Origin of the sequence: Acidovorax sp. Root402, assembly GCF_001425125.1 — a bacterium.
GTDB lineage: Bacteria > Pseudomonadota > Gammaproteobacteria > Burkholderiales > Burkholderiaceae_C > Acidovorax > Acidovorax delafieldii.
The window spans coordinates 475498-498039 of the sequence record NZ_LMDQ01000013.1 but is presented as its reverse complement, the minus strand read 5'-3'; the positions used below and the strand labels follow the sequence as shown (position 1 = coordinate 498039).

The following is a 22542-nucleotide window of genomic DNA, read 5'->3' as shown; positions in this document are numbered from 1 at the left end:
ATCGTAAGCGCCTCACGACTCAACGATCGGAGTGCTCCCGGTCAAACCGCCCCTCGGCCTCGGTCAGGTGGCGCAGCAGCACATGCGAGATCAGGTTGACGCCGATACCGCCGAACACCACCGGCAGCAGGTACAGCGCAATCGTCAGCTCGGAACTGAACCACGCATCATCGGCCAGCGACGGCGTGCTCTTGGCCTGTGCTGCCATGGACTGCAGCAGGTACACATCCACCCCCGCGATCAGCACCAGGGCCACCCCAAACCCCAGCACCGCCCAGCGCGAGATCGACCGCGTGACCAGCAGCAGCGCATAAATGCCCACCGGCAGCACCAGCGAGAACCCCACCAGCAGCCAGAACCGCAGCTCCAGAAAGACGCTGAGGCTCATGGCATGCAGGCCTGGGGTGGGCGATGGGCAAGGCTGTGCATGGCGACGTTATGACGAAGTGGCGTTGGGGTGTGGCGACTTATTTGGCCACCTGCACCTTCACCCGTGCGTTGGGCGACTCGCCAAACATCTCGGGCGCATACATGGCCTCGACGCGGCTCGGTGGCAGCGCAAAGTCGCCCGCGTTGTTCAGGCGCACGGTGTACTCCATCTTGACGGTGCCCTTGGGCAGGTACTCGTAGTAGCTGCGGAAGGACTCAAAACTGCGCTCCTCGAACGCGGGCCAGCCTGCGCCGCTCTTCTTTTCGCCCTGCGTGGCGATCTCGGAATCACGACCCAGGCCACTGCCCAGGATGGTGGCGCCACCCGGGATGGGGTCGGTGATCGCCACCCAGGTCATATCGGCCGTGGCGTTGACCTCCAGCGTCACGCGCAGCACGTCGCCCCGCGTGTACTGGCCGGCGGGCAGCGACTTGTTGGCCTGCTCCACCGGGGTGATGGTCTTCTTGATCGCATAGCCCGCCGCGAACGGGGCCTTGAGATCAATGGCCGCCACCGACTGCAGCGTGAGCCAGGGCTTGCCCGGGCCCTGGTGCGTGACGGCCAGCTGCTCCTTGCCGCCCGCCTTGCCCGCAGCACTTGCCCAAGGCAGGAACATGCCGTTGTTCTTGAGGTTGCCGGGCGATGCGGGTGCACCAAACCAGGTGATCTGATTGGGGGCGCCGGTGGCATCCGACGCCTTCACGCGGTCAACCTTGCTCCAGTCCACGCTGGCGGTGTTGCCACCCATGCTGGCCTTGGTGGTGCCCGACACGGGTGTGGCCTCGAACTTGGCGCTGAATTTTTCCAGCGCCAGGCCGCCCCACAGGTTGGCGGTGGTGGTGTGCCAGGCGCCTGCCTGCTGGCGGCTGATGAACCCGTTGGCCAGGCGGCCCATGTCGTCCTTCCAGGCCGGGTCGTCCATCACGGCCAGCATCAGGCGGGCGGTGTTCACGTCGCCGTTCTGCATCAGCCACCACCAGTAGTCGTCCTGCTCGTTGCTGAAGATGAGCTTGGTGCCCTGGAACGACAGGCGGCCGCGCAGGATCTGCAGGGCTTCGGCCAGGCGCTTGTCGCGCTCGGGCACATCGGCCACGCGCTTCAAGACATTGACCCAGTCGATCACCGTGTGGGTGGGCCACTGGTTGGGCGCGATGGTGATGCTGCTCACCATGCGGCCCTGGGCCTTGCCGTAGCGCGACAGCGCTTCGAGTGCGGCCACCTTGCGCATGTCCAGGTCCTTGCGCGGGCTCCAGAAGTTGCGCTGGATGCGGCCTTCCACAAACGCGATCAGGCCACGCTCCATGGGCGCGCGGGCCTCGTCGGGCAGTGCAAACGCGGGGTTGATGCTGGCGGCCTCGTGCGTGGCGGCCAGCACATAGGCCGTCAGGGTGTCGCTGCCCCGGTTGGCGTCGCCGTCGCGCGGCGGGAAGTAATTGGCCAGGCCATCGCTGTCGAGGTAGGTGGGCAACTGCGCCACCACGGTCTGCCACAGCGCCCCATCACGCAGGCCCACGGCCTTGCTGGTCTTTTGCTCCAGGCAGGCAAACGGGTAACGCGCCCACCAGTCGCGCACGCCGGGCAGGCCTTCGGCCAGCTTGGGCTGCAGCGACATCTTGAGGCCGCCCCGGCCGGGCAATGCGTCGGCGGGTGGGTTCACATCGAGGTTGTAGCTACCGTCCACCTGCACCAGCGTGGCCTGTTGCACCGTGAGCGGCACCGCCTGCACGATGCGCTGGCGGGCCTTGAGGGCATCGCGGGCGCCGCTGACCTGGTCCTTGGCTTCGATCTCCCACAGGATGGCCTCGGCGCGCGTTTGCGCCAGCTGCGCGGGGGCCGTTACGTCCCAGGCCACCTCACGCGCCTCTCCGGCCGGGATGTCGATGGTCTGCGGCTTCAGGTCCAGCAACGTGGCGCGTGGTGCCACCTCCACCTTCATGGCGGCCTTGGTGGTGTTGCGCAGCGTGATCTGCGCGCGGAACTGGTCGTCCTCGCGCACCAGCGGCGGCAGGCCACTGATGATCTGCAGGTCTTGCGTGGCGCGGATGCTGGTGCTGCCGGTGCCAAACAGCCCAGTGGACGCATCGGCCACCGCCACGATCTTGAAGGTGGTCAGCGCATCGTTGAGCGGCACGGTCACCTTGGCCTGGCCGTTGGCGTCGAGCTTGAGTGCGGGCTCCCACAGCAGCAGGGTGTCCAGCAACTCGCGCGTGGGCGACTTGCCCCCACCACCCCCAGCGGGCACGGCCTTCTTGCCGTAGTGGCGCCGGCCGATGATTTCCATCTGCGCGGTGGATGTCTCCACACCCCAGCTGCGGCGCTGCAGCATGGCTTCGAGCAGGTTCCAGCTGTTGTTGGGCATCAGCTCCAGCAGCGCCTGGTCCACGGCGGCCAGGGCCACTTCGGCGTTGGCGGCGGGCTTGCCGCCCGGCAGCGTGGCGGTGATGGTGACCTGGGCCTTGCCACGCACGGCGTAGCTCTCCTTGTCAGCCTGCACCTTCACATCAATTTGGTGGGCCTGTGTGCCCACGCGGATTTCAGCCACACCCAGACGGTAGGCGGGCTTGGACAGATCCACCAGCGCCGTGGGCGCCTGGTATTCCTTGCCTTCGTACCAGAACGAGGTCCACCACTCGCGCGGCGCCTTGAAGCCCCAGGTGAAGAAGCTGTACCACGGCACTTCGCGCAGGCGGCCCCGCAAGGCCAGCACGCTCACGTAGACATTGGGGCCCCAGTCGGGCTGCACCTTCAGGCTCACTGTGGGGTCCTGGCCGTTGAGCTGCACCACCTGCGTGTCGATGATGCCCTCACGTTCCACGGCCACCAGGGCCGTGGCAAAGCGGAACGGCATGCGCACCTGGAACTTGGCGGTCTCGCCGGGCTGGTAGCTCTTCTTCTCGGCCAGCAGGTCGATGCGGTCATGGTCTTCGCCGCCAAACCACAGCTCGCCCTGGCGCGTGACCCACACCGACGAAGCGGCCACGCTGGTGTTGCCGTCCTTGTCCGTGGCCGTGACCACCAGTTCCACCTCGCCCGCCTCGTCGAGCTTGGCCTCGCACAGCAACAGGCCGCGCGCGTCGCTTTTGCCGCTGCACAGTGTGCCCAGGTCCTTGGTATCGGTCTGGTTGTCGTAGCTGTAGAAGCCACCCACCATGCGCTTGCGCGTGGTGGTGGTGATGCGGGCCATGGCCTGCACTTGCAGCGCGGTGTCGGCCGCCGGCTTGCCGTTGTGTTGCAGCGCCAGCGCCTGGAAGCGGATCTTCTGGCGCGCAGACACCCAGCCCTCGGTCTTGATGCCCGCCACCACACCGGCGGGCCACAGCGTCTGCGTGCTGCGAAGGGTCTGCACCTCGCCATTGGGGTCGGCGTAGGTGGCCTCCAGCAGCAGTTCCTGCGGCTGGCGGGCCTGGGGCACATTGTCGATGGTGACCTTGCCCGCACCGTTCTTGTCGAGGGTGAGCGGCAGCTTGTCGGCAATCACGCGCGCGTCCTGGCTGGCGGTGGCCTCTTCGTCGTCGCTGTTGGCGTTGCTCTGCTCGCGCTTGCGGGGCGGGCTGAAGCGGAAGGTGTCGTAGTCGCTGAACTCCAGGGACTTGCCGCGCACCAGGGCCGACACGCGCACCGGCAGGTTGGCAGCGCCGCCACCGGCCACGTAGTTGATCTGAACGTCGGTGGGCACCGAACGCACGCGCACCAGCGCCTTTTTCTCGACCGGGGCGATGCGGCCTTCCAGCACCGGCAGGCGGAACTCCTCCACGCGGAACGAGCCCGACGCCAGGCTGCCATTCACCGTGCCGTTGCCCCCCAGCTCAACCTGATACACGCCCAGCTTGGCAGCGGGCGGAATGGCAAAGGTGCTTTGCGCACTGAGCCCCCCGGTGGCCGTGCCGCGCCACACGAGGGGTTGGGTGAACTGCTGGCCGCTGCCCAAGTGGGTGATGACGAGGGTATCGGGACGCGATGCCGACAGGGCAAAACCCTGGCGCGTTTCGGCGCGCAGCAGGTGCTTCATCGACACGGTTTCGCCCGCGCGGAACAGCGTGCGATCGAAGATGGTGTGGACGCGCTCGTCCGGCGAGGGTGCCCGGCTGGTGGGCACATTGAAGCGCCAGGGCTCGATGCCCCGCTGCCAGTCGCTCCAGGTGAAGGCCATGTCCTCCACGCCATCCACCCCCTTGTGGCGCGCGCTCACAAAGTACGACTGGCCGACCTCGTCCTCAGAATTGGAATTGCAGCCGGGCGGTTCGGACGAAAGGCCCTCCACACGGGCAATACCCTGTGCGTCGGTCACGGCCTGCGCCAGTTCGTTGCCTCGGCAGTCCGACACGCGCACCGTGGCGCCCTGCACGGGCTGGCCCTTGTCCAGCGTGGTGACCCAGGCCATGGCGTTTTCGCGGCCCAGCTTGAAATGCACCCCCAGGTTGGTCACCAGCGCCGAGGTGCGCACGTACATCGTGCGGCCTTCGCCATGGCGGTCGTCCAGCAGCGAGGCGCCGAGCTTTTGCGACGCGATCTCCACCACATGGAAGCCGGGTGTGAGCGGAATGCCCACCACCTCGAACGGGCGCGGGTCGTTGCTCGATGGCTTGGGCAGGTCCAGCGTCTTGACGCCGCCCTTGCCTGCCAGCAGCGACAGCATGCGCGACTGCACGTATTCCTTGTCGTCATCCAGCACCTTGGGCAGGGGGCCGGTCACGTCCTGGCGCGCCTGCTTGCGGTTGACCACGTAACTGTCATAGCGCTGCACCTTGCGAAACCAGGCAATGATGTCCGCGTCGGTGCGGGGCTTGAGCGTGCTCACCTTGCCCGCCGGTGCGGTGGCTGTCGCAACACCCGCTTGCAGGCCCTGCACGCGCAGGGCAGCCTCCACGTTGCGCAGCGTCACGGGCAACAGCGCAGGCGGGTTGTCCGACGCGGGGCCTTCGGCAAAACGCTCCACGATGCCAAATGGCGCCGCTGCAAACTTGGCCAGCGGCGGCATGCCGCCAGTGGACACCTTGAGCGGGAAGTTGTCCGCATTGCGCAGCGCGCGGCCCGAGGCGTCCTTGAAGTCCTTGGGCAGCTCGATGGTGAAAGCGGTGTTCTCGGCCAGCGGCGCGTTGAACTGCAGGCTGTTGACCAGGGCATCGGCCTGGGCACCTTCTGCGCCGCCATCGATCTGGGGCTTGAGGGTTTCCTTGGCGGACTTGAGGCGAATGGCAGCCGCCAGCTTGCGCGGCACGGGCGCATTGAACGACAGCATCATCGGCCGGATCGGCAGGCAGGCAGCCTGGGCGTTTTCGCGCTCGCAGCTGAACTCGGCCGAGAACGGCTCACGCACCTTGAAGTCAAAGCGTTTTTCCACCGTGTTGGCGACTCCGCTGGGGGTGGCCACCCCCTTGCCGAACACGATCTGCATGCGCGAGCCCGAGGTGAACCGGCGGTTGCAGGCCAGTGTGGCAAAGGACAGGGGCTCGCGTGCTGCGTCTTTCTCCAGGCCCAGGCCCTTGAGGATTTCGGCGCGCTGCGCCCCCTCGATCAAACGCACGGGGATGCGCTCGCCCACGCCTTCGGCCGTGCACCACACGTTGCTCTGCACGCTGGCCGTGGTGGCCGGACCATTGAGGAACAGCACAAAGAACTGCTCTTCGTCGATCTGCTCGTAGGTGCTGGGGCGGAGGTTCTGCACAAATGGCCCGCCGCTATTGAACTGATAGCTCTTGGCGCCCGTCAGTTCTGCGCCAGCGGGCGATTTGAAGCCCGGCTTGACGCTGGCGGTGCAACGCACGCCTGGCGGCAGGTCGCGCTCGAAGTCAAACACCCACTCGCGCTCGCCAGTCCAGCGGCCCGTGCCCTTGGTCACACTGGCGTCGCTGCAGCTCAGGCTCAGCGGCGCGGCCGCCTTGGGGTCCCCAAAATTGACCGCAGCAGCGTCGAACTTGGCCACCGCCTGGCGCACGCGCGCCACCTCGCCCTGGGGCGAGAAGCTGGTGATCTGCAGGGCCTGGGCCCCCCAGGCCACCAGAGACAGGCTGGCGGCCAACATCCATTTTTTTGCGTTCACGCTATCCCCTCCGAAGGAACCGGCAAGCGTAACAAAGTGCCATGTCGCCCGGGTGTGTGTTGCAAGCACTTACGTATCGGCCGGGCAAGCCGTCATCACCCGCGCCCGACGACGCGCCGATGGGGCCATGTCCTACCCGCTGGGAACGCTCAGCGCCCAAAGATGGTGGCTTCGTTTTACCCCACGCACCACCCAGGAGCGCCCATGGCACGACCCCCTACCTCGCGCAGCGCGGCCCACAAATCGCCGTCTGCCCTGCCTTCTTCCACCCAGTCCGATAACTTTCGCGGCAACGCGGGCGAGCTGCAGCAACAGGCGGGCGGCAAACACCCGGTGCTGACCACGCAGCAGGGTATTCCGGTTGCCGACAACCAGAACTCGCTGCGCACTGCGCCGCGCGGCCCCACGCTACTCGAAGACTTCATCCTGCGCGAGAAGATCACGCACTTTGACCATGAACGCATTCCCGAGCGCATCGTGCATGCACGGGGCACGGCAGCCCATGGTTTCTTTGAACTCACGCACTCGCTCAAGAAGTACACCACCGCCAAGGTGCTGACCGACATCGGTGTACAGACCCCTGTATTCACCCGCTTTTCGACCGTAGCCGGGGGCGCAGGCTCGGTGGACACGCCGCGCGACGTGCGAGGCTTTGCCGTCAAGTTCTACACGCCAGAAGGCAACTGGGACCTGGTGGGCAACAACATCCCCGTGTTCTTCATCCAGGACGCGATGAAGTTCCCGGACCTGGTGCACGCCGTGAAGATGGAGCCCGACCGGGGCTTTCCGCAGGCGGCCAGCGCGCACGACACCTTCTGGGACTTTGTCTCGCTGATGCCCGAAACCCTGCACATGGTGATGTGGGCCATGAGCGACCGCACCATTCCCCGCAGCCTGCGCATGATGGAAGGTTTTGGCGTGCACAGCTTCCGCCTGCTGAACGCGGCGGGCGAGAGCACGTTTGTGAAGTTCCACTGGCGGCCCAAGCTGGGCATCCAGTCCACCGTGTGGGACGAGGCCGTCAAGCTGCAATCGGCCGACAACGACTACCACCGGCGCGACCTGTTCGAAGCCATCGAGGCGGGCGACTTTCCCGAGTGGGAGCTGTCGGTGCAGCTGTTCACTGAGCAGGATGCCGAACGCTTCCCGTTTGACCATCTCGACCCCACCAAGCTCATCCCCGAAGAACTGGTGCCCCTGCAGCCCATTGGCCGCATGGTGCTCAACCGCTGGCCCGACAACTTTTTTGCCGAGACCGAGCAGGTGGCGTTCTGCCCCGCCAACGTGCCGCCCGGCATCGACTTCAGCAACGACCCCCTGCTGCAGGGCCGCCTGTTCTCGTACCTGGACACGCAGCTGTCCCGCCTGGGCGGGCCCAACTTTGCGCAGATCCCCATCAATGCCCCCAAGTGCCCGTTCCACAACATGCAGCGCGACGGCCACATGCAGATGCAGGTGCCCAAGGGCCGCGTCAACTACGAACCCAGCAGCCTGCAGCCTGACACGCCCCGCGCCTCGCTCGCGCAAGGCTTTCGCCACTTCGCGCAGGCCGACGATGGCGTGAAGGGCCGCGTGCGCGCCGAGAGTTTTGCCGACCACTACAGCCAAGCGCGCATGTTCTACCGCAGCCAGAGCCCGCTGGAGCAGGCGCACATGGCCTCGGCGCTGGTGTTCGAGCTGTCCAAGGTCGGCACACCCCATGTGCGCGAAGCGGTGGTGGGCCATCTGCTGCATGTGGACGCAGACCTGGCCCAGCGCGTGACCGATGGCCTGGGACTGCCAGCACTGCCCCCTGCACCGGCCACCACCGAGCCGGTGCAGGACCTGCCCCTGTCGCCCGCCCTGCGCATCATCGACCGCATGAAGCCCACGCTGCAGGGTCGCTCCATCGGCATTCTGGTGGCCGACGGCTCCAACGGCGCCTCGGTGGCCAACCTGCGCAAGGCGCTGGAGAAAGTCGGCGCCACCGTGAAGATCGTGGCCCCCAAGGTGGGCGGTGCCGTGCTGAAAGACGGCACGCTGCTGCCCGCCGACGGTCAGCTGGCGGGCACACCATCGGTGGTGTTTGACGCCGTGGCCTCCATCCTGTCGCCCGACATGGGCGCACAGCTGGCCAAGGAGGCGGCGGCCGTGGACTGGTTCCGCGACGCGTTCGGCCACCTCAAGGCCATTGCTGCCTGCAAGGGCACCCGAGCCATCCTGCAGGCCGGTGGTATCGAGCCCGATGCAGGCGTGGTGGACCCGGCCGACGCCCAGGGTTTCATCGCCGCTGCCCAGACCCGCCACTGGGAGCGTGAACCCAAAGTGCGCACCCTGGCCTGAAGCCCCACCTTTTCGTTCACCCCACCACCCCAAGGAGCCCCCATGCCCAAAAGCCACTACGACAGCCATCAACTCGACGACCTCGTCCTGCAGATGATGGAGACCGAACTCGGCGGCGAACAGGTGTACCGCACCGCGCTCACCTGCGCCATCAACCCCGACCTGAAGAAGGAGTGGCAAGGCTATCTCGAAGAAACGCTGGCGCACCAGAACGTGGTGCGCGGCATCTGCGATGCGCTGGGCCTGGACCCTGATACGCAGTCGCCCACGCGGGCCGTGGTCAAGCACATTGGCACGTCCCTGGTGCAGGCGATGCAGCTGGCCAAAAAGTCTGGCAGCCCCGACGCTGCACAGCTGGTGGCCTGCGAATGTGTGGTGCACGCGGAGACCAAGGACCACGCCAACTGGGAACTGCTGGGCCAGGTCGCCAAGGTGGCCACGGGCGATGTGGGCCACACCCTCAAGGTAGCGCACAAGGCCGTGGAAAAAGACGAGGACCACCACCTGTACCACACCAAAGGCTGGTGCCGCGAGCTGGCCATTCAGGCCCTGGGCATGCCCGCCGTGCTGCCCCCGCCCGAGGAGGTCAAGAACGTGGAGACCGCCATTGGCGCATCGCGCGCCGAGCAGCAGCGCACGGCCATGCTGTGACCGGGTTGCGGGGCTGCACGACGACAGGCCCGAGGCAGTAAACGCTCCTAAAAATATAGCTGCAAGCGCTTTATGTACTAGCGCCTGCAGCTATTTTTGCTTGATTTTCATGCAAAACATGCTTCTCAGGCCAACGGCGGCGGGGTCTCCTGCGGCAACTCTGCAGCGCCGGGGGCTTCGGCCAATGTGGCCAGCCCTTTGCCGCTGCGCTTGCTGGTGTACAGCGCCCGGTCAGCACGGTCCATGAGCGCGGGCATGGATTCCACAGCAGGGCCCTGGAACAAAGCGACCCCAACGCTTGCGCCGGTCAGCACGTGTTGGCCACTGTCGAGTCCAATGGGTGCCACCAGCGCTGCCAGCACCTTGTGGGCCAGTTCCATGGCGGCCTCCGGGGACGCCACAGCGTTCAGCACCAGTGCAAATTCGTCGCCGCCCAGGCGGGCGGCGGTGTCATTGGCGCGGGCCAGCCCGGCCAGACGCTGCGCCACACGCACCAGCACCTGGTCGCCACTGCCATGCCCCAGGCTGTCATTGACCGCCTTGAAACCATCCAGGTCCACCAGCAGCAACGCGCCCGCACGGTGGTCACGGTAGGCCGTCAGCACCGCCTGCGACAACCGGTCTTCAAACAGGCGCCGGTTGGGCAGCCCCGTCAGGCGGTCGTGGCTGGCCAGGGCCAGCACCTGCTGGTGGGCGCGCACCAGCCGTGCGCTCAACAGCCCCAGCACCAGCGCGAACGCGTAGGCCAGCATCACCACCAGCGCGGGTGCACGGCCTGCAGCCCCCCAGCCGCCGGTGGGGACCGCGCCCAGGATCCAGCTGCCGCCGCCCGGCAACGGCACATCGAGCGTGGCCGGCTCCTCGTCGAACAACTGAGGGCGGCCGATGAACACCGCGCCCTGCGCGCCCATGGCGTCCAGGCCGCGTGCCGCCACCTGAAAACCCATCTGGTCAGAGTTCAGGCCCACATCGGCGAACAGGGTGTCGGCATTGACGGTGAGCGACACGATGCCCCAGTACCGTGGCCCGCCCACCGGTGCACGCCCCGGCGGGTGGGCCAGAAACACCGGCGTGCGGCTGATGATGCCGAGCCCCCCTTGCACCAGCGGAATGGGACCTGCAACGACGGTGCGGCGGGTCTGGATGGCCCGCTCCACCGCGCCACGCTGCTGCGGGTTGTCCAGGTACCGCAGGCCAATCGCTCGCTCATTGCCCACGCGCGGGTACACATCGCTGATGACGTTGTCGGGCGCCAGAGCCAGGTTGCGGATATTGCGCTGGTGCTCCAGCAGGCGGCCCACCACGGTGGCAAAGATGTCGGGCGACATGCTGCCCTGTGCGGCAATGAAGGCGGATACCGTTTCGGGCACCGACAGCGTGCTCTGCAATTGCCTGTCCAAGCGGTCGCGGATCTGCAGCAGGTGGCTTTGCGCCTGCGCAGCAATCTCGGCGCGTGCCTTGGTGTGGGAGATATCGATGACCACCCAGGCCAGCAAGGCGGCCAGTGTGCTGCTGCACACGCCCACCGCGAGGGGCAGGTACCGGTGATGGATCCAGTTCGAAGGGAGGCGGCTGGTGGGCATGAATGAGGTCCGGGATGGGTGCCGGATGGTGCCATGGTCTGTGCAGACCGGCCAGCACCGACTGCGCAAGGCGGCCGCTTTGGAGACACCCAGCCGGTCGGTGAGACGGCCCCTTGTGACCACAGCCCCACAGCACGGACAGCACGTACCACACGCACAGCACGCACCGCCGGTGATGCGAATGCGGGCGGGGTCAGGCGGCTTCGCAGCAGCCCTCCCCGTCCTTTATTGCGCTACAAACCCGCTGGTCTTGATGATGCGCGTCCAGGCCTCGGTGTAGGCCTTCTCGCGCGTGGCCAGCTGCTGGGGCGACATGTAGCCCACTGTGAGGCCCATGGCGGTGAGGTGCTCGCGCACATCGGGCTGGGCCACCACCTTGGCCAGCGCGTTCGAGAAGTCGGTGATGAACTTTTGCGGCGTGCCGGTGGGTGCGTAGATGCCGTAGTACGGGAGGTCTTCAAAGCCCTTGAGACCCATCTCGTCGAACGTGGGCACGTCGGGCATGGAGGCCTGGCGCTTGGTGCCCAGCACGCCCACCACGCGTACCTTGCCGGCCTTGTGGTTTTCCATGAAGTCCTGCACCGAGGCCACGCCCGCGCTGATCTGGTTGCCCAGCATGTCAGCCATCATGGGGGCGCTGCCCCGGTACGGTGCCGAGACCAGGTCCAGCTGGTACTTTTGCCCGACCAGCTTGACCAGAAACTCTGGAGTGGAAGCTGGCGCAGGAATACCCACCGCGCCCTTGCTGCCACCGGCCGTCTTGACCCACTGCACGTATTCGGTGAACGACTTGGCCGGCGTGCCGCCCGACACGGCAAACGCATTCACAAACGTGGCAAAACCGCCCACCGCCACAAAGTCGCGCGCGGGTTCGTAGCCGGGGTTCTTCACCACCTGGGGCAGGATGGAGATGGTGTGGTCGTGCGTGAGGAACAGCGTGGTGCCGTCGGGCGCCGAGGCCTTGAGTGCCTGCGCGGCAATCTGGCCGCCCGCGCCGGGGCGGTTTTCGACCACCACGGGCTGGCCCAGCTCGTCCTTGAGCTTCTCGGACAGCGTGCGCGCAATGGCGTCCGTGCCGCCGCCGGGAGGAAAGCCCACAAGCAGGCGAATGGGCTTGGCCTGCTGGGCAGACGCCAGGCCCACGGCCAGCGCGGCGCCCACAAAAGCACCTGTGCGTACAAGGCGGGACAGCAGATTACGGCGGGAAGTCATTGTCATGGCGGAACTCGTTGATTTGAATGGTGTGGCTGCGGGGCGCGACCGTACAACAAGCACGGTTCAGGCCAGCGGCAGCCGCGCAAGGGCCGCCCCGCCGCGCTGGCTGCGTCTCCCTTCCCGAATTGCACAGCAATTCGAGAGAAGGGGGATGGCGCGCAGCGCCTCAGGGGGTTGACTCATTTTTCCAGGCGGGCGCGGTGGCGCGCCAGCTGGGCACGCACCTGCGCCGGGGCCGTGCCGCCCAGCGTGTTGCGGGCGTTGAGCGAGCCGCGCAGGCTCAGGCACTCGTACACATCCTTCTCGATGGCAGGGTGAAAGCCCTGCAGCACGGTCAGGGGCAACTCCGACAGATCACACGCATGGGTGGTGGCCGCCTTCACGGCGTGGGCCACCGTCTCGTGCGCATCGCGGAAGGGCAGGCCCTTCTTGACCAGGTAGTCGGCCAGGTCGGTGGCCGTGGCATAGCCCTTGAGTGCGGCCTGCTCCATGGCCTGGGCGTTGACGGTGATGCCGCCCTCTTTCTTGCCCGTGGCGGGGTTCAACTGGCCGCCGACCATCTCGGCGAAGATGCGCAGCGTGTCCTTGAGCGTGTCCACGGTGTCGAACAGCGGTTCTTTGTCTTCCTGGTTGTCCTTGTTGTAGGCCAGGGGCTGGCCCTTCATCAGCGTGATCAGGCCCATCAGGTGACCGACCACGCGGCCCGTCTTGCCGCGCGCCAGTTCCGGCACGTCGGGGTTTTTCTTCTGCGGCATGATCGACGAGCCGGTGGTGAAACGGTCGGCGATCTTGATGAAGCCGAAGTTCTGGCTCATCCAGATGATGAGTTCTTCGGACAGGCGGCTCACGTGCACCATGCACAGGCTGGCGGCGGCGGTGAATTCGATGGCGAAGTCGCGGTCGCTCACGGCGTCCAGGCTGTTCTGGCACACCACGGGGGACCCGTTCGCATCCACCATGCCCAGGGTTTTTGCGACGCGCTCGCGGTCCAACGGGTAGGTGGTACCGGCCAGGGCCGCGCTGCCTAGGGGTAGCACGTTGGTGCGGCGGCGCACGTCGGCCATGCGCTCGGCGTCGCGCTTGAACATCTCCACATAGGCCAGCATGTGGTGGCCAAAGCTCACGGGCTGGGCCACCTGCAGGTGGGTGAAGCCGGGCAGGATCACCTCGACGTTCTGCTCGGCCACATCGACCAGCGACACCTGCAGCTCTTTGAGCAGGTCGCCGATCAGGTCGATCTCGCCGCGCAGCCACAGGCGCACGTCGGTGGCCACCTGGTCGTTGCGGCTGCGGCCGGTGTGCAGGCGCTTGCCAGCGTCGCCCACCAGCTGGGTCAGGCGGGCTTCGATGTTCAGGTGCACGTCTTCCAGGTCCAGCTTCCACTCGAAGGCGCCGGACTCGATTTCCGACGTGATCTGGGCCATGCCGCGCTGGATGGAGGCGTGGTCTTCGGCACCGATGATGCCCTGTGCGGCCAGCATCTCGGCGTGCGCCAGGCTGCCGGCAATGTCGGCCTGCCACAGGCGCTTGTCGAAGAAAACGCTGGAGGTGTAGCGCTTGACCAGGTCGCTCATGGGCTCGGAAAACAGCGCCGACCAGGCCTGGGCCTTGGTGTCGAGCTGGTTGTGGGACGGCGCAGAGTCGGCGCTGGTGGCTTGGGCTTTGGACATAAGGAGGGCAATAATCCGGTGGTTCAGACACCCGGACTGTCCGGATGCCGCAATGCAAAACACCCAAATTTTATCGACCCAGCCCCCGCCGCCGGATTCCGCCCTGCCAGACAGGCCAGCGCGCAGCGTGCGGGCCGCTGCGGGCGCCGGGCCGGGCGGGCAGCCGCCACGTGGGCGGGCCCTGGTGTTCGATGCCTGCCAGGTCGGTGTGGTGCTGCGGGCCGTGCTGTTTGTGGAGGTGGTGGTGGGCGTGGGTGCCATGTATGGCGCCAGCAGCCCCGTCGAATGGCTGGCCAGCCTGGCACTGCTGACCGGCGGCGCGCTGCCGGCCACGCTGGTGTGGCTGATCACGGCCTGCAGCCTCAAGACGGTGCTGCAACGCCTGTCCACCGCGCAGCAATATGCCGCCGGGGTGCTGCTGGGGGCCGTGGCCGGTGCCTATGCCTGCGCCATGCTGGCGCTGGTGGGCCTGTCGGCATCGCCGCCGTGGCTGGCCAGCGCAGCGACAGGCGCGTTGCTGGCGGCCATGCTGGTGGCAGCGCTGGTGCTGCGCGCCCGGGGCCGCACCCCGGCCGCCACCACGGCGCGCCTGACCGAGCTGCAGTCGCGCATCCGCCCGCATTTTTTGTTCAACACACTCAACAGCGCCATTGCGCTGGTGCGTGAGGAGCCGGCCAAGGCCGAGTCGCTGCTCGAAGACCTGTCGGACCTGTTCCGCGTGGCCCTCATCGAGCAGGGCGAATCGACCACGCTGGCCGAGGAGATCACCCTGGCGCGCCGCTACCTGGGCATTGAGCAGGTGCGCTTTGGCAAGCGCCTGCAGGTGCAGTGGAACCTGGACCCACGCACCGACAGCGCGCGCCTGCCGCCGCTGCTGCTGCAGCCGCTGGTGGAAAACGCCGTCAAACATGGCGTGGAGCCCAGCGCCCGGGGCGGCAAGCTGCGCGTGCTGACCGAGCTGCGCGGCACCCGCGTGGTGGTGCGCATCACCAACACCCTGCCCCCCAAAGAGGGCAAAACCGGCAAACACGACGAGCCCAGCACGCGGGGCCATGGCATCGCACTGGCCAACGTGCGCGCGCGGCTGGCCTTGCTGCATGACGTGCAGGGCGAATTCACCGCTGGCGTGCAGGACGGGCTGTACCAGGTGCGCATCACATTGCCCGCCGCCGACCCCACCCCTGCCGCCCGCCCGCGCACGCCCTTGCGCGGGCGTGGCGACCTGCGGGGCGGCTACCGCCGAGGCGCGGTGGCGCCGACCGAACCTACCCCTTCCAAACCCCATGAACATCCTGATCGTTGACGACGAAGCCCTGGCGCGCAGCCGCTTGCGCACCCTGCTGTCCGACTGCTCGGACATCCAGCGCTGCACGGTGGCAGAGGCCTCCAACGCCGCCGAGACCATGGCGCTGCTGGGCCCCACCGGGGGGCGTGGGTACGACCTGGTGCTGCTGGACATCCACATGCCCGGCCAGGACGGCCTGGCACTGGCCCATGCACTGCAGGCCCTGCCCCAGCCCCCGGCCGTGGTGTTTGTGACGGCCCACGCCGACCACGCAGTGAGCGCGTTCGAGCTGGATGCCGTGGACTACCTGACCAAACCCGTGCGCCGCGAGCGCCTGCAGCAGGCCCTGGCCAAGGTGCAGCGCACCAGCCGCCCCGCAGGACCCAGTGCCGTGCCCAGCCTGCCCGAGGGCGAGACCCTGCTGATCCAGGACCGGGGCCGCACCGAACGCCTGCCGCTGACCGAGGTGCTGTACTTCAAGGCCGAGCAGAAATACGTGACCGTGCGCACCACCACGCGCAGCTACATCATGGACGGCTCGCTGAGCGAGCTGGAAGCCAAGTTTGCACCGCGCTTCCTGCGCATCCACCGCAATGCGCTGGTGGCGCGCCGCGCCGTGCGCGCGCTGGAAAAGCACTACGACCCTGAGGAGGGCGAAGGCTGGGCGGTGCGGCTGCAAGGCTCGACCGAACTGCTGGCGGTGTCGCGGCGGCAGGTGGCGGCCGTGCGCGAGGAGCTGGCGCGCTAGCAGCAGGGCTGCACAGGCCTTTGAGGGCCTTGGAACACCCCTACAGATATTTTTTGAACCATTTTGGCCGCCAGTGCTAGTTCCATATGCCTGAGAAGCTATCAATTAGATAGCAAATCTCCTGTGACTGCAGGCGGTGCGGCCACCAGCCGCCCCAGCGCCTCCACGCCCACAGGCGGCTGTGCCAGCCAGGGCAGCACGTAGGTACGCTGCGCCAGACCGCTGGCGATGCGCGCGGCCTGCTGTTGCTCGCCCGCCAGCCGGGCCTGCAGCAAGGGGTCGCTGGTGCCGGTGGCCGCCACGCTTTTGTTGATGACCCAGGCCCAGGGCTCGATGCGGGCGCGGCGCAGGTCGTCCTGCAGCGCGGCGGCTTGGCTCACGGGCGTGACCTCGGACAGCGTGACGATGACCACATGGGTCATGTCGGCGTCTTGCAAGCGCATCAGCGGCGTGATGATGTGCTTGGCGTTCACGTTGCCTTCGTACTGCTGCGTCATCTGCCGGTGGTAGGCGCCGGTGGCGTCCATCAGCAGCAGGCTGTGGCCGGTGGGCGCCGTGTCCAGCACCACAAAGGCGCTGCGGGCCTCGTTGACCACGCGGCTGAAGGCGTGGAACACGGCTACCTCTTCGGTACAGGGCGATCGCAGGTCTTCCAGCAGCAGGGCGCGGCCCGCGTCGTCCAGCGCCTTGCCGCGTGTGGCCATGATCTTGTCGATGTAGGCCTGGGTCTCGGCGTGCGGGTCGATGCGCCCCACCTTCAGGCCCGGCAGGCTGCCATCGAGCTGGCTTTGCACATGGGCCGCCGGGTCGGTGGTGGTGAGGTGCACGCTGTGCCCACGCTGCACCAGGCCCACGGCCAGCGCGGTGGCGATGGTGGTCTTGCCCACGCCGCCCTTGCCCATCACCATGATGAGGCCGTGGCCCTTGGCGGCCAGCGCGTCGGCCAGGGATGACAGCGGTTCTGCCTGCAACAGCACACCCGCCGTGGCAGCAGGCGCGCCCAATGGCACATCGCCACCGCCCAGCAATGCCCGCAGCGCAGGCAGGCCCACGGTGTCGAAGGCACGCAGCGGCACCTCGTCGCGCGGCAAATGCGCCAGCGCATCGGGCATCTGGTCCATGGCTTCGCGGCCCAGGGCCTCGATGGCGTCGGCCGCCGCGTCCTGCCCCGGCTGGCTGGCATGGAACACGCCGTTGATGGCCAGGCGCTGGTTGGCCAGGCCCAGGGCGCGCAGCTCCCGCGCGGTGCGCGCGGCCTCTTGCATGGGGCGGGGGTCGGGGCGGGTGACCAGCACCACGGTGGTCAGGGCCGGGTCGCTCAGCGCGGCCAGGGCGGCGTTGAAGCGCGCCTCCTGCATCTTGAGGCCCGAGTGCGGCCCCAGGCACGAGGCGCCCCGATCATTGCCGGCCAGGAATCCGGTCCAGGCCTTGGGCAGGCTCAGCAGGCGCAGCGTGTGGCCGGTGGGTGCCGTGTCGAAAACCACATGGTCGAACACATGGCCGGTGTCACTGCCCTCGCTGGCCAACAGCGCGGCAAATTCGTCAAATGCAGCGATCTCGGTGGTGCAGGCGCCCGAGAGTTGCTCGCGCACTGTCGCGCGTTCATCGCTGGTGGCGGTGGCCTCCAACTGCGCCAGCACACGCTGGCGGTAGGCCTCGGCGGCGGTATCGGGGTCGATGTTGAGCATGTGCAGCCCCGGCACCCCGGGCACGGCCACCGGCTGGTTGGACAGCGGCACGCCCAGCATTTCATCCAGGTTGGAGGCCGCATCGGTGCTGACCAGCAGCACCTGGCGACCCGCATCTGCCAGGACGATGGCCGCAGCCGTGGACAGCGATGTCTTGCCCACCCCACCCTTGCCCGTGAAGAAAAGGAAACGCGTGGGCTGGGCGAGCAGTCCGAGGGAGATGGGGGTAGCGTGTGGGGCAGTCATGGGCCCAGCATGGCAGAACCGTCCGGCACTGCCTTGAGCCAGGTCAAGTGCGTCAGTGCGCGTGCGCCGCCCCGCTCACCAGCGTGACCACCGCCATGCCGGCAATCAGCCAGGCAATCTGCAACACGGTTTCGCGCGCGGTCAGGCGTTTTTGCAGCTGGGGGATCAGGTCGGCGAGCGCCACGTACACAAAACTGCTCGACGCCACGGCCAGGAAGTACGGCAAAAAGTCTTGCAACTGCCCCACCAGGAAGTAGCCCACCACCCCGCCCAACGCCGTCACGGCCCCCGCCAGCGACACCTTCACCAGCGCCATGCGGCGGTTGGGGCTGGTCTGGCGCAGCACCACCAGGTCGCCCATGTGGTGCGGCACCTCATGCGCGAGCACCGACACGGCGGCAATCACCCCCAGGCGAATGTCGGCCATGAAGGCCGAGGCGATCAGGATGCCATCGCCAAAACAATGCACGCTGTCGCCCGTGAGCACCGCCCAGCCTCCCGAGCGCGGGCCGTGGTGGTGGTGCGCGTGGCCGTGGTCATGGCCGGTTTCGTGGCCATGGTCATGGTGGGCATGGTGAGCATGGCTATGGGCAGCGGTCTCTGCGTGGCTGTGTTCATGCCCGTGGTGCCACAGTTCCGCCTTGTCCAGCAAAAAGAAGAACACCACACCCACCAGCAGGGTGGCAAACAGGTCATGGGCGCCCGCCTGGCTCTCGAACGCCTCGGGCAACAGGTGCATGAAGGCCGTGGCCAGCAAGGCACCCGCGGCCAGGCTGAGCAGGTGCTGCGGCCCCACGCTGTCGCTCCGCCCACCCAGGCCCAGCCGCATGAGCAAGGCGGCCAGCCACACGCTGCCGATACCAGCGGCCAGTGTGGCCAGAATGATTGCTACCAAAGTCATAGCTTGTTGCGCTTTATCTTTAAGCCTTGGCTCATTTTTTTTTCAGGATCTGCACGCCCGATGCAAGATGAAAAAAGCCGCCCCGGGTATGGGGCGGCTGCGGGTGGCCTGGTGGGCCGGGGGTTTGTGCATCAAACCACACCGTGCGTCTTGAACCAGGCCAGCGCACGCTTCCAGCCGTCTTCGGCCGCTTCCTTGCGGTAGCTGGCGCGGTAGTCGGCATGGAAGGCATGCGGTGCATCGGGGTACACCACAAATTCCGACGCCTTGGCCTGTGGCGAGCCACTGGACAGGGCCGCTTTCATCTTATCAACCGTGTCAAGGGGGATGCCGGTGTCTTTTTCGCCATACAGGCCCAGCACCGGCGCCTTGAGGATGGGCGCCAGGTCCACAGGGTGCTTGGGGGTGAGCTCGCTCGCTTGCCCCACCAGCCGCCCGTACCATGCCACGCCGGCCTTGACGGGGCCGTGTGCGGCATACAGCCAGGTGATGCGGCCACCCCAGCAAAAGCCGGTGATCCCCACCCGGGCGCCATCGCCCCCGTTGGCTGCGGCCCATGCCACAGCGCCGTCCAGGTCGGCCATCACCTGGGCGTCGGGCACCTTGGACACCACTTCAGCCATCAGCTTGGCAATGTCGGTATAGGTGGTGGCATCGCCCTGGCGCGCGTACAGCTGTGGAGCAATGGCCAGGTAACCCGCCTTGGCAAAGCGGCGGCAGGTGTCGGCGATGTATTCGTGCACGCCAAAAATTTCCTGGATCACCAGCACCACGGGCAGGCCGGTCTTGCCAGCCGGTGCTGCGCGGTAGGCCGGCACCTTGAAGCCATTGACCGTGAAGCTCACTTCCCCCACCGTCAGGCCGTCTGCCGGCGTGGCAATGGCCGTCTGCGCCATGATGGGGGCGGCCGCCGCCGCATAACCCAGGCCCAGCGCTGCCTGCAGCGCAGTGCGGCGCGTGGCGCCCGCTTCGGTGGTGCGGCCCGGCAACAGCGCCTGGGCGTCGGCATGGAGGTCGTCATTGAACATCGGTTTTCTCCAAAAAAAGGGGGGATGGGCCACGGGGTGGAAACTGCCAGCCCCGGAGTCTATGGGGTTTGCACCGCCTCCGCATTTTCGGATACCGAAAAACGGGGAGCACTGCTAGACTTTCCGCGAGCACCGTCGCCGTGGGCATGCGCCACCGACCCGCTACCGCGCAAACGCCTGCTCGCCCGCCCACATTTGCTTTTTTCTTTCTTCGTCCACCCGCCCACTTCCCGCAGACCACCCGCACCGGCCCGAGCGCATGCCCCCTCATCCCACACCACTCCCCCTGCGCGGACAGCTGCTGGTCCGACTGGTGGTCGGGATTTGCGGCGCGGGGGGCTTGGGGTTGCTGACCTGGGCGCTGGCCCGCCAAAGCATGGACCCAGCCATGCGACTGGCCAGCGCGGGTGCCGGGCTGGCGCTGGTGGCCAGTGCGGTGCTGTGCTGGTGGCTGAGCCTCCGGTTGCTGGCGATGCATGCCACCGCCAGGGCCGCCCAGGATGCTGCGCAGCGGGCTACCAACCAGCTGTGCGCCACGCTGGACATCCTGCCCGACGGGCTGGCCATCTACGACGCTGACGACCGCTTGGTGCTGTGCAATCCCCGGTACCGGGAAGTCAGCCCCGGCACCACCATGGCGGTCGATTACGGCACCCGCTTTGAAGACGTGCTGCGCCGCGCTGCCGAATCCGGCCACATCGTGGCTGCGCGGCAGGACACCAATGCCTGGCTGGCCGACCGCATGGCCCGCCATCGCTCGCCCGGCCAGCCCGAGGTGCAGGAGGTCGAGGGCGACCGCTGGATGCTCATCACCGAGCGCCTGCAAGAGGGGGGCGGCATGGTGGTGCTGCGCGCCGACATCACGGACGCAGTGCACAAGGAACGTGCACTCAAGCAGGCCCTGCACGACGCCGAACGTGCCGAACGCAGCCTGCGCGAGGCCGTGAATGCCATGCCCGCCGGGCTGGACATCTATGACGAGCAAGACCGGCTGGTGCTGTGCAATGACCAGATGGCCCGCCTGCGTCCGCACCTGCCCGTGGCTGAGTCCCTGGGCAAGACGTATGAGGAACTGCTGCGCGAGGGCCTGCGCTACGGCATCCCCGAGGAGGCCAAAGACCAGGAAGAGCTCTGGCTGGCGCATGAGCTGGCCATCCGGGGCCATCGGCCCGGCCCCGAAGTGCGCCACTACCCCAACGGCACGTGGATGCACATGCACGAATGCCGCACCCCGTCCGGCATGACGGTGTGCGTGCGCCTGGACATCAGCGACCTGATCGAACAGCGCCAGAAGGTCGAGACCGCCCGACAGGAAAGCCAGCGCATGCGCCAGCTGCTGGAGCGCGCGGTGGAGGCCCTGCCCGTGGGCATCGAGATCTTCGACGAGCAGGACCGGCTGGTGCTCTACAACCAGCAGCTGTCCCGCATGTATCCGTACATCAACTATGCGGACCACCTGGGCAAGGGTTTTGTGGACATCCTGCGCTATTCGGTCTCGCGCGGCCTGATCCCTTCGGCCAAGGGGCGCGAGGAGGCATGGATCGCAGAGCGCCTGTCAGAGCACGGCAGCAGCACATCCACCCTGGTGCAGCGTCTGAGCGATGGCCGCTGGATCAACATCTACGAAACCCGCACCCCCGAGAACTACGTCGTGGCCGTACGGCTGGACATCACCAACCTCATCGAGCAGCGCCAGGCCCTGGAGGCCGCGCAGCAGGCGGCGCAGCAGGCCCGCCAGCTGCTGCAGGACGCCGTGGAGTCCCTGCCAGAAGGTTTTGCCCTGTTCGATGCAGAAGACAAGCTGGTGGTGTGCAACGCACAGTACCGGCGCCTGTACCCCATCTCGGCCCCCATGATCGTGCCCGGCAGCACGTTTGAACAGATCGCGCGCTACGGCGCCGAGCGCGGCCAGTACCCCGATGCCATTGGCAACGAAGAGGCCTGGCTCGCCCAGCGCATGGCCGACCACCGCGCGGCCAACCATGCCGTGCTGCAGCGCCTGCCCGAGGGCCGCTGGCTGCAGGCCGACGAGCGGCGCACCCCCCAGGGCGGCATCGCCGGTGTGCGCACCGACGTGACCCAACTGGTGCGCAAGGAGCAGGAACTGGCCGCCGCCAACGCCAAGCTGGCCCTTCTGTCCACCACCGATGGTGTGACGGGCATTGGCAACCGCCGGCGCTTTGACGAGCGGCTGGCCACCGAATGGATGCGCTGCGGGCGGCACCAGCTGCCGCTGGCCGTGATCCTGATCGATATCGACCACTTCAAGCTCTACAACGACCACTACGGCCATCTGGCCGGTGACGAATGCCTGCGCCGAGTGGCGCAGCTGCTGCAGGGCACCATCCGCCGGGCCGACGAGGTGGCCGCACGCTACGGCGGCGAGGAGTTTGTACTGCTGCTGCCCGATGTGCCCCTGCCCGAGGCAGTGACGGTGGCAGAGCGCTGCATGGCCAGCCTGCGCGAGGCGGCACTGGCCCACCCCCGCTCCCCCACGGCGCCCTACATCACGCTCAGCATGGGCATTGCCAGCCTGGTGCCACGCCCCGGCACCAGTTCTGACACACTCGTGCACGCGGCCGATGCGGCTCTGTACCGCGCCAAGTATGGCGGCCGCAACCGCTTCGAGGTCTTCACGCCTGCGCAGTGACGGTGTTGCCAGCGGGGGTGGCGACGGCCTGAGCAGGTCCGCGCCGGGCCTTCTGGTTTTTGCACGCTTCACCTTCTTTGCAGGA

13 protein-coding genes are annotated in these 22542 nt (G+C 67.3%); 5 read left to right on the top strand and 8 right to left on the bottom strand.

The window, feature by feature from the left end; translation table 11 throughout:
- Window positions 1-19: 19 nt before the first annotated feature.
- Together ASC83_RS09640 and ASC83_RS09635 are read right to left on the bottom strand one after the other, a co-directional pair.
- Window positions 20-388, bottom strand: coding sequence for a hypothetical protein (locus tag ASC83_RS09640; RefSeq protein ID WP_200938914.1), 369 nt, complete (start codon window positions 386-388; stop codon window positions 20-22).
- 79 nt (window positions 389-467) lie between these two features.
- The gene (locus ASC83_RS09635; RefSeq protein WP_056061200.1) at window positions 468-6452 is read right to left on the bottom strand and encodes an alpha-2-macroglobulin; all 5985 of its coding nucleotides are present in this window, start codon (window positions 6450-6452) and stop codon (window positions 468-470) included.
- Window positions 6453-6674: 222 nt separating this feature from the next.
- On the opposite strand from ASC83_RS09635, the gene ASC83_RS09630 reads away from it, so the two are divergent.
- Window positions 6675-8792, top strand: a complete 2118-nt coding sequence (locus ASC83_RS09630) for a catalase (protein WP_056061197.1) — start codon at window positions 6675-6677, stop codon at window positions 8790-8792.
- A gap of 42 nt (window positions 8793-8834) precedes the next feature.
- Window positions 8835-9443 carry a hypothetical protein gene (locus ASC83_RS09625; RefSeq protein ID WP_056061194.1) on the top strand — a complete coding sequence of 203 codons (609 nt, stop codon included), beginning with the start codon at window positions 8835-8837 and terminating at the stop codon, window positions 9441-9443.
- Window positions 9444-9568: 125 nt separating this feature from the next.
- Here ASC83_RS09625 and ASC83_RS09620 read toward each other — a convergent pair whose 3' ends face one another.
- The 3 genes from ASC83_RS09620 to argH form a co-directional block, all read right to left on the bottom strand.
- Window positions 9569-11026: a diguanylate cyclase domain-containing protein gene (locus ASC83_RS09620; RefSeq protein WP_056061189.1), complete on the bottom strand. Its 1458-nt coding sequence runs from the start codon at window positions 11024-11026 to the stop codon at window positions 9569-9571.
- Window positions 11027-11251: 225 nt separating this feature from the next.
- Window positions 11252-12244: a Bug family tripartite tricarboxylate transporter substrate binding protein gene (locus ASC83_RS09615; protein ID WP_056061186.1), complete on the bottom strand. Its 993-nt coding sequence runs from the start codon at window positions 12242-12244 to the stop codon at window positions 11252-11254.
- Window positions 12245-12420: 176 nt separating this feature from the next.
- Complete coding sequence (gene argH, locus ASC83_RS09610) at window positions 12421-13911, bottom strand: argininosuccinate lyase (protein WP_056061183.1); 1491 nt, start codon at window positions 13909-13911, stop codon at window positions 12421-12423.
- Window positions 13912-13963: 52 nt separating this feature from the next.
- Here argH and ASC83_RS09605 point away from each other — a divergent pair, with 52 nt between their 5' ends.
- Window positions 13964-15214, top strand: a complete 1251-nt coding sequence (locus tag ASC83_RS09605) for a sensor histidine kinase (RefSeq protein ID WP_056061180.1) — start codon at window positions 13964-13966, stop codon at window positions 15212-15214.
- Window positions 15195-15944 (top strand): LytTR family DNA-binding domain-containing protein, encoded by a 750-nt coding sequence (locus ASC83_RS09600; protein ID WP_056061176.1) that lies wholly within the window; start codon window positions 15195-15197, stop codon window positions 15942-15944. Before ASC83_RS09605 ends, ASC83_RS09600 begins: the two co-directional genes overlap by 20 nt.
- A gap of 101 nt (window positions 15945-16045) precedes the next feature.
- Here ASC83_RS09600 and arsA read toward each other — a convergent pair whose 3' ends face one another.
- The 3 genes from arsA to ASC83_RS09585 all read right to left on the bottom strand — a co-directional run bounded on the left by arsA (window position 16046) and on the right by ASC83_RS09585 (window position 19807).
- A complete protein-coding gene (gene arsA / locus ASC83_RS09595; RefSeq protein ID WP_056061173.1) occupies window positions 16046-17878 on the bottom strand; it encodes an arsenical pump-driving ATPase in 1833 nt (610 codons plus the stop codon).
- Between the two features lie 52 nt (window positions 17879-17930).
- Window positions 17931-18779 (bottom strand): ZIP family metal transporter, encoded by an 849-nt coding sequence (locus ASC83_RS09590; RefSeq protein ID WP_056061171.1) that lies wholly within the window; start codon window positions 18777-18779, stop codon window positions 17931-17933.
- A 131-nt stretch (window positions 18780-18910) separates the two neighbouring features.
- Window positions 18911-19807 (bottom strand): dienelactone hydrolase family protein, encoded by an 897-nt coding sequence (locus ASC83_RS09585; RefSeq protein WP_056061167.1) that lies wholly within the window; start codon window positions 19805-19807, stop codon window positions 18911-18913.
- Between the two features lie 259 nt (window positions 19808-20066).
- On the opposite strand from ASC83_RS09585, the gene ASC83_RS09580 reads away from it, so the two are divergent.
- Complete coding sequence (locus ASC83_RS09580) at window positions 20067-22457, top strand: GGDEF domain-containing protein (RefSeq protein WP_056061165.1); 2391 nt, start codon at window positions 20067-20069, stop codon at window positions 22455-22457.
- The last annotated feature ends 85 nt before the right edge of the window (window positions 22458-22542 follow it).

What these genes read in the sequence shown, in the direction of transcription:
- ASC83_RS09600 (WP_056061176.1), top strand. Translation starts at nt 15,195, where the DNA reads ATGAACATCCTGATCGTTGACGACGAAGCCCTGGCGCGCAGCCGCTTG.
- ASC83_RS09625 (WP_056061194.1), top strand. Translation starts at nt 8,835, where the DNA reads ATGCCCAAAAGCCACTACGACAGCCATCAACTCGACGACCTCGTCCTG.
- ASC83_RS09640 (WP_200938914.1), bottom strand. Translation starts at nt 388, where the DNA reads ATGAGCCTCAGCGTCTTTCTGGAGCTGCGGTTCTGGCTGCTGGTGGGG.
- ASC83_RS09615 (WP_056061186.1), bottom strand. Translation starts at nt 12,244, where the DNA reads ATGACAATGACTTCCCGCCGTAATCTGCTGTCCCGCCTTGTACGCACA.
- ASC83_RS09635 (WP_056061200.1), bottom strand. Translation starts at nt 6,452, where the DNA reads ATGTTGGCCGCCAGCCTGTCTCTGGTGGCCTGGGGGGCCCAGGCCCTG.
- arsA (WP_056061173.1), bottom strand. Translation starts at nt 17,878, where the DNA reads ATGACTGCCCCACACGCTACCCCCATCTCCCTCGGACTGCTCGCCCAG.
- ASC83_RS09580 (WP_056061165.1), top strand. Translation starts at nt 20,067, where the DNA reads ATGCCCCCTCATCCCACACCACTCCCCCTGCGCGGACAGCTGCTGGTC.
- ASC83_RS09605 (WP_056061180.1), top strand. Translation starts at nt 13,964, where the DNA reads ATGCAAAACACCCAAATTTTATCGACCCAGCCCCCGCCGCCGGATTCC.
- argH (WP_056061183.1), bottom strand. Translation starts at nt 13,911, where the DNA reads ATGTCCAAAGCCCAAGCCACCAGCGCCGACTCTGCGCCGTCCCACAAC.
- ASC83_RS09630 (WP_056061197.1), top strand. Translation starts at nt 6,675, where the DNA reads ATGGCACGACCCCCTACCTCGCGCAGCGCGGCCCACAAATCGCCGTCT.
- ASC83_RS09585 (WP_056061167.1), bottom strand. Translation starts at nt 19,807, where the DNA reads ATGTTCAATGACGACCTCCATGCCGACGCCCAGGCGCTGTTGCCGGGC.
- ASC83_RS09620 (WP_056061189.1), bottom strand. Translation starts at nt 11,026, where the DNA reads ATGCCCACCAGCCGCCTCCCTTCGAACTGGATCCATCACCGGTACCTG.
- ASC83_RS09590 (WP_056061171.1), bottom strand. Translation starts at nt 18,779, where the DNA reads ATGACTTTGGTAGCAATCATTCTGGCCACACTGGCCGCTGGTATCGGC.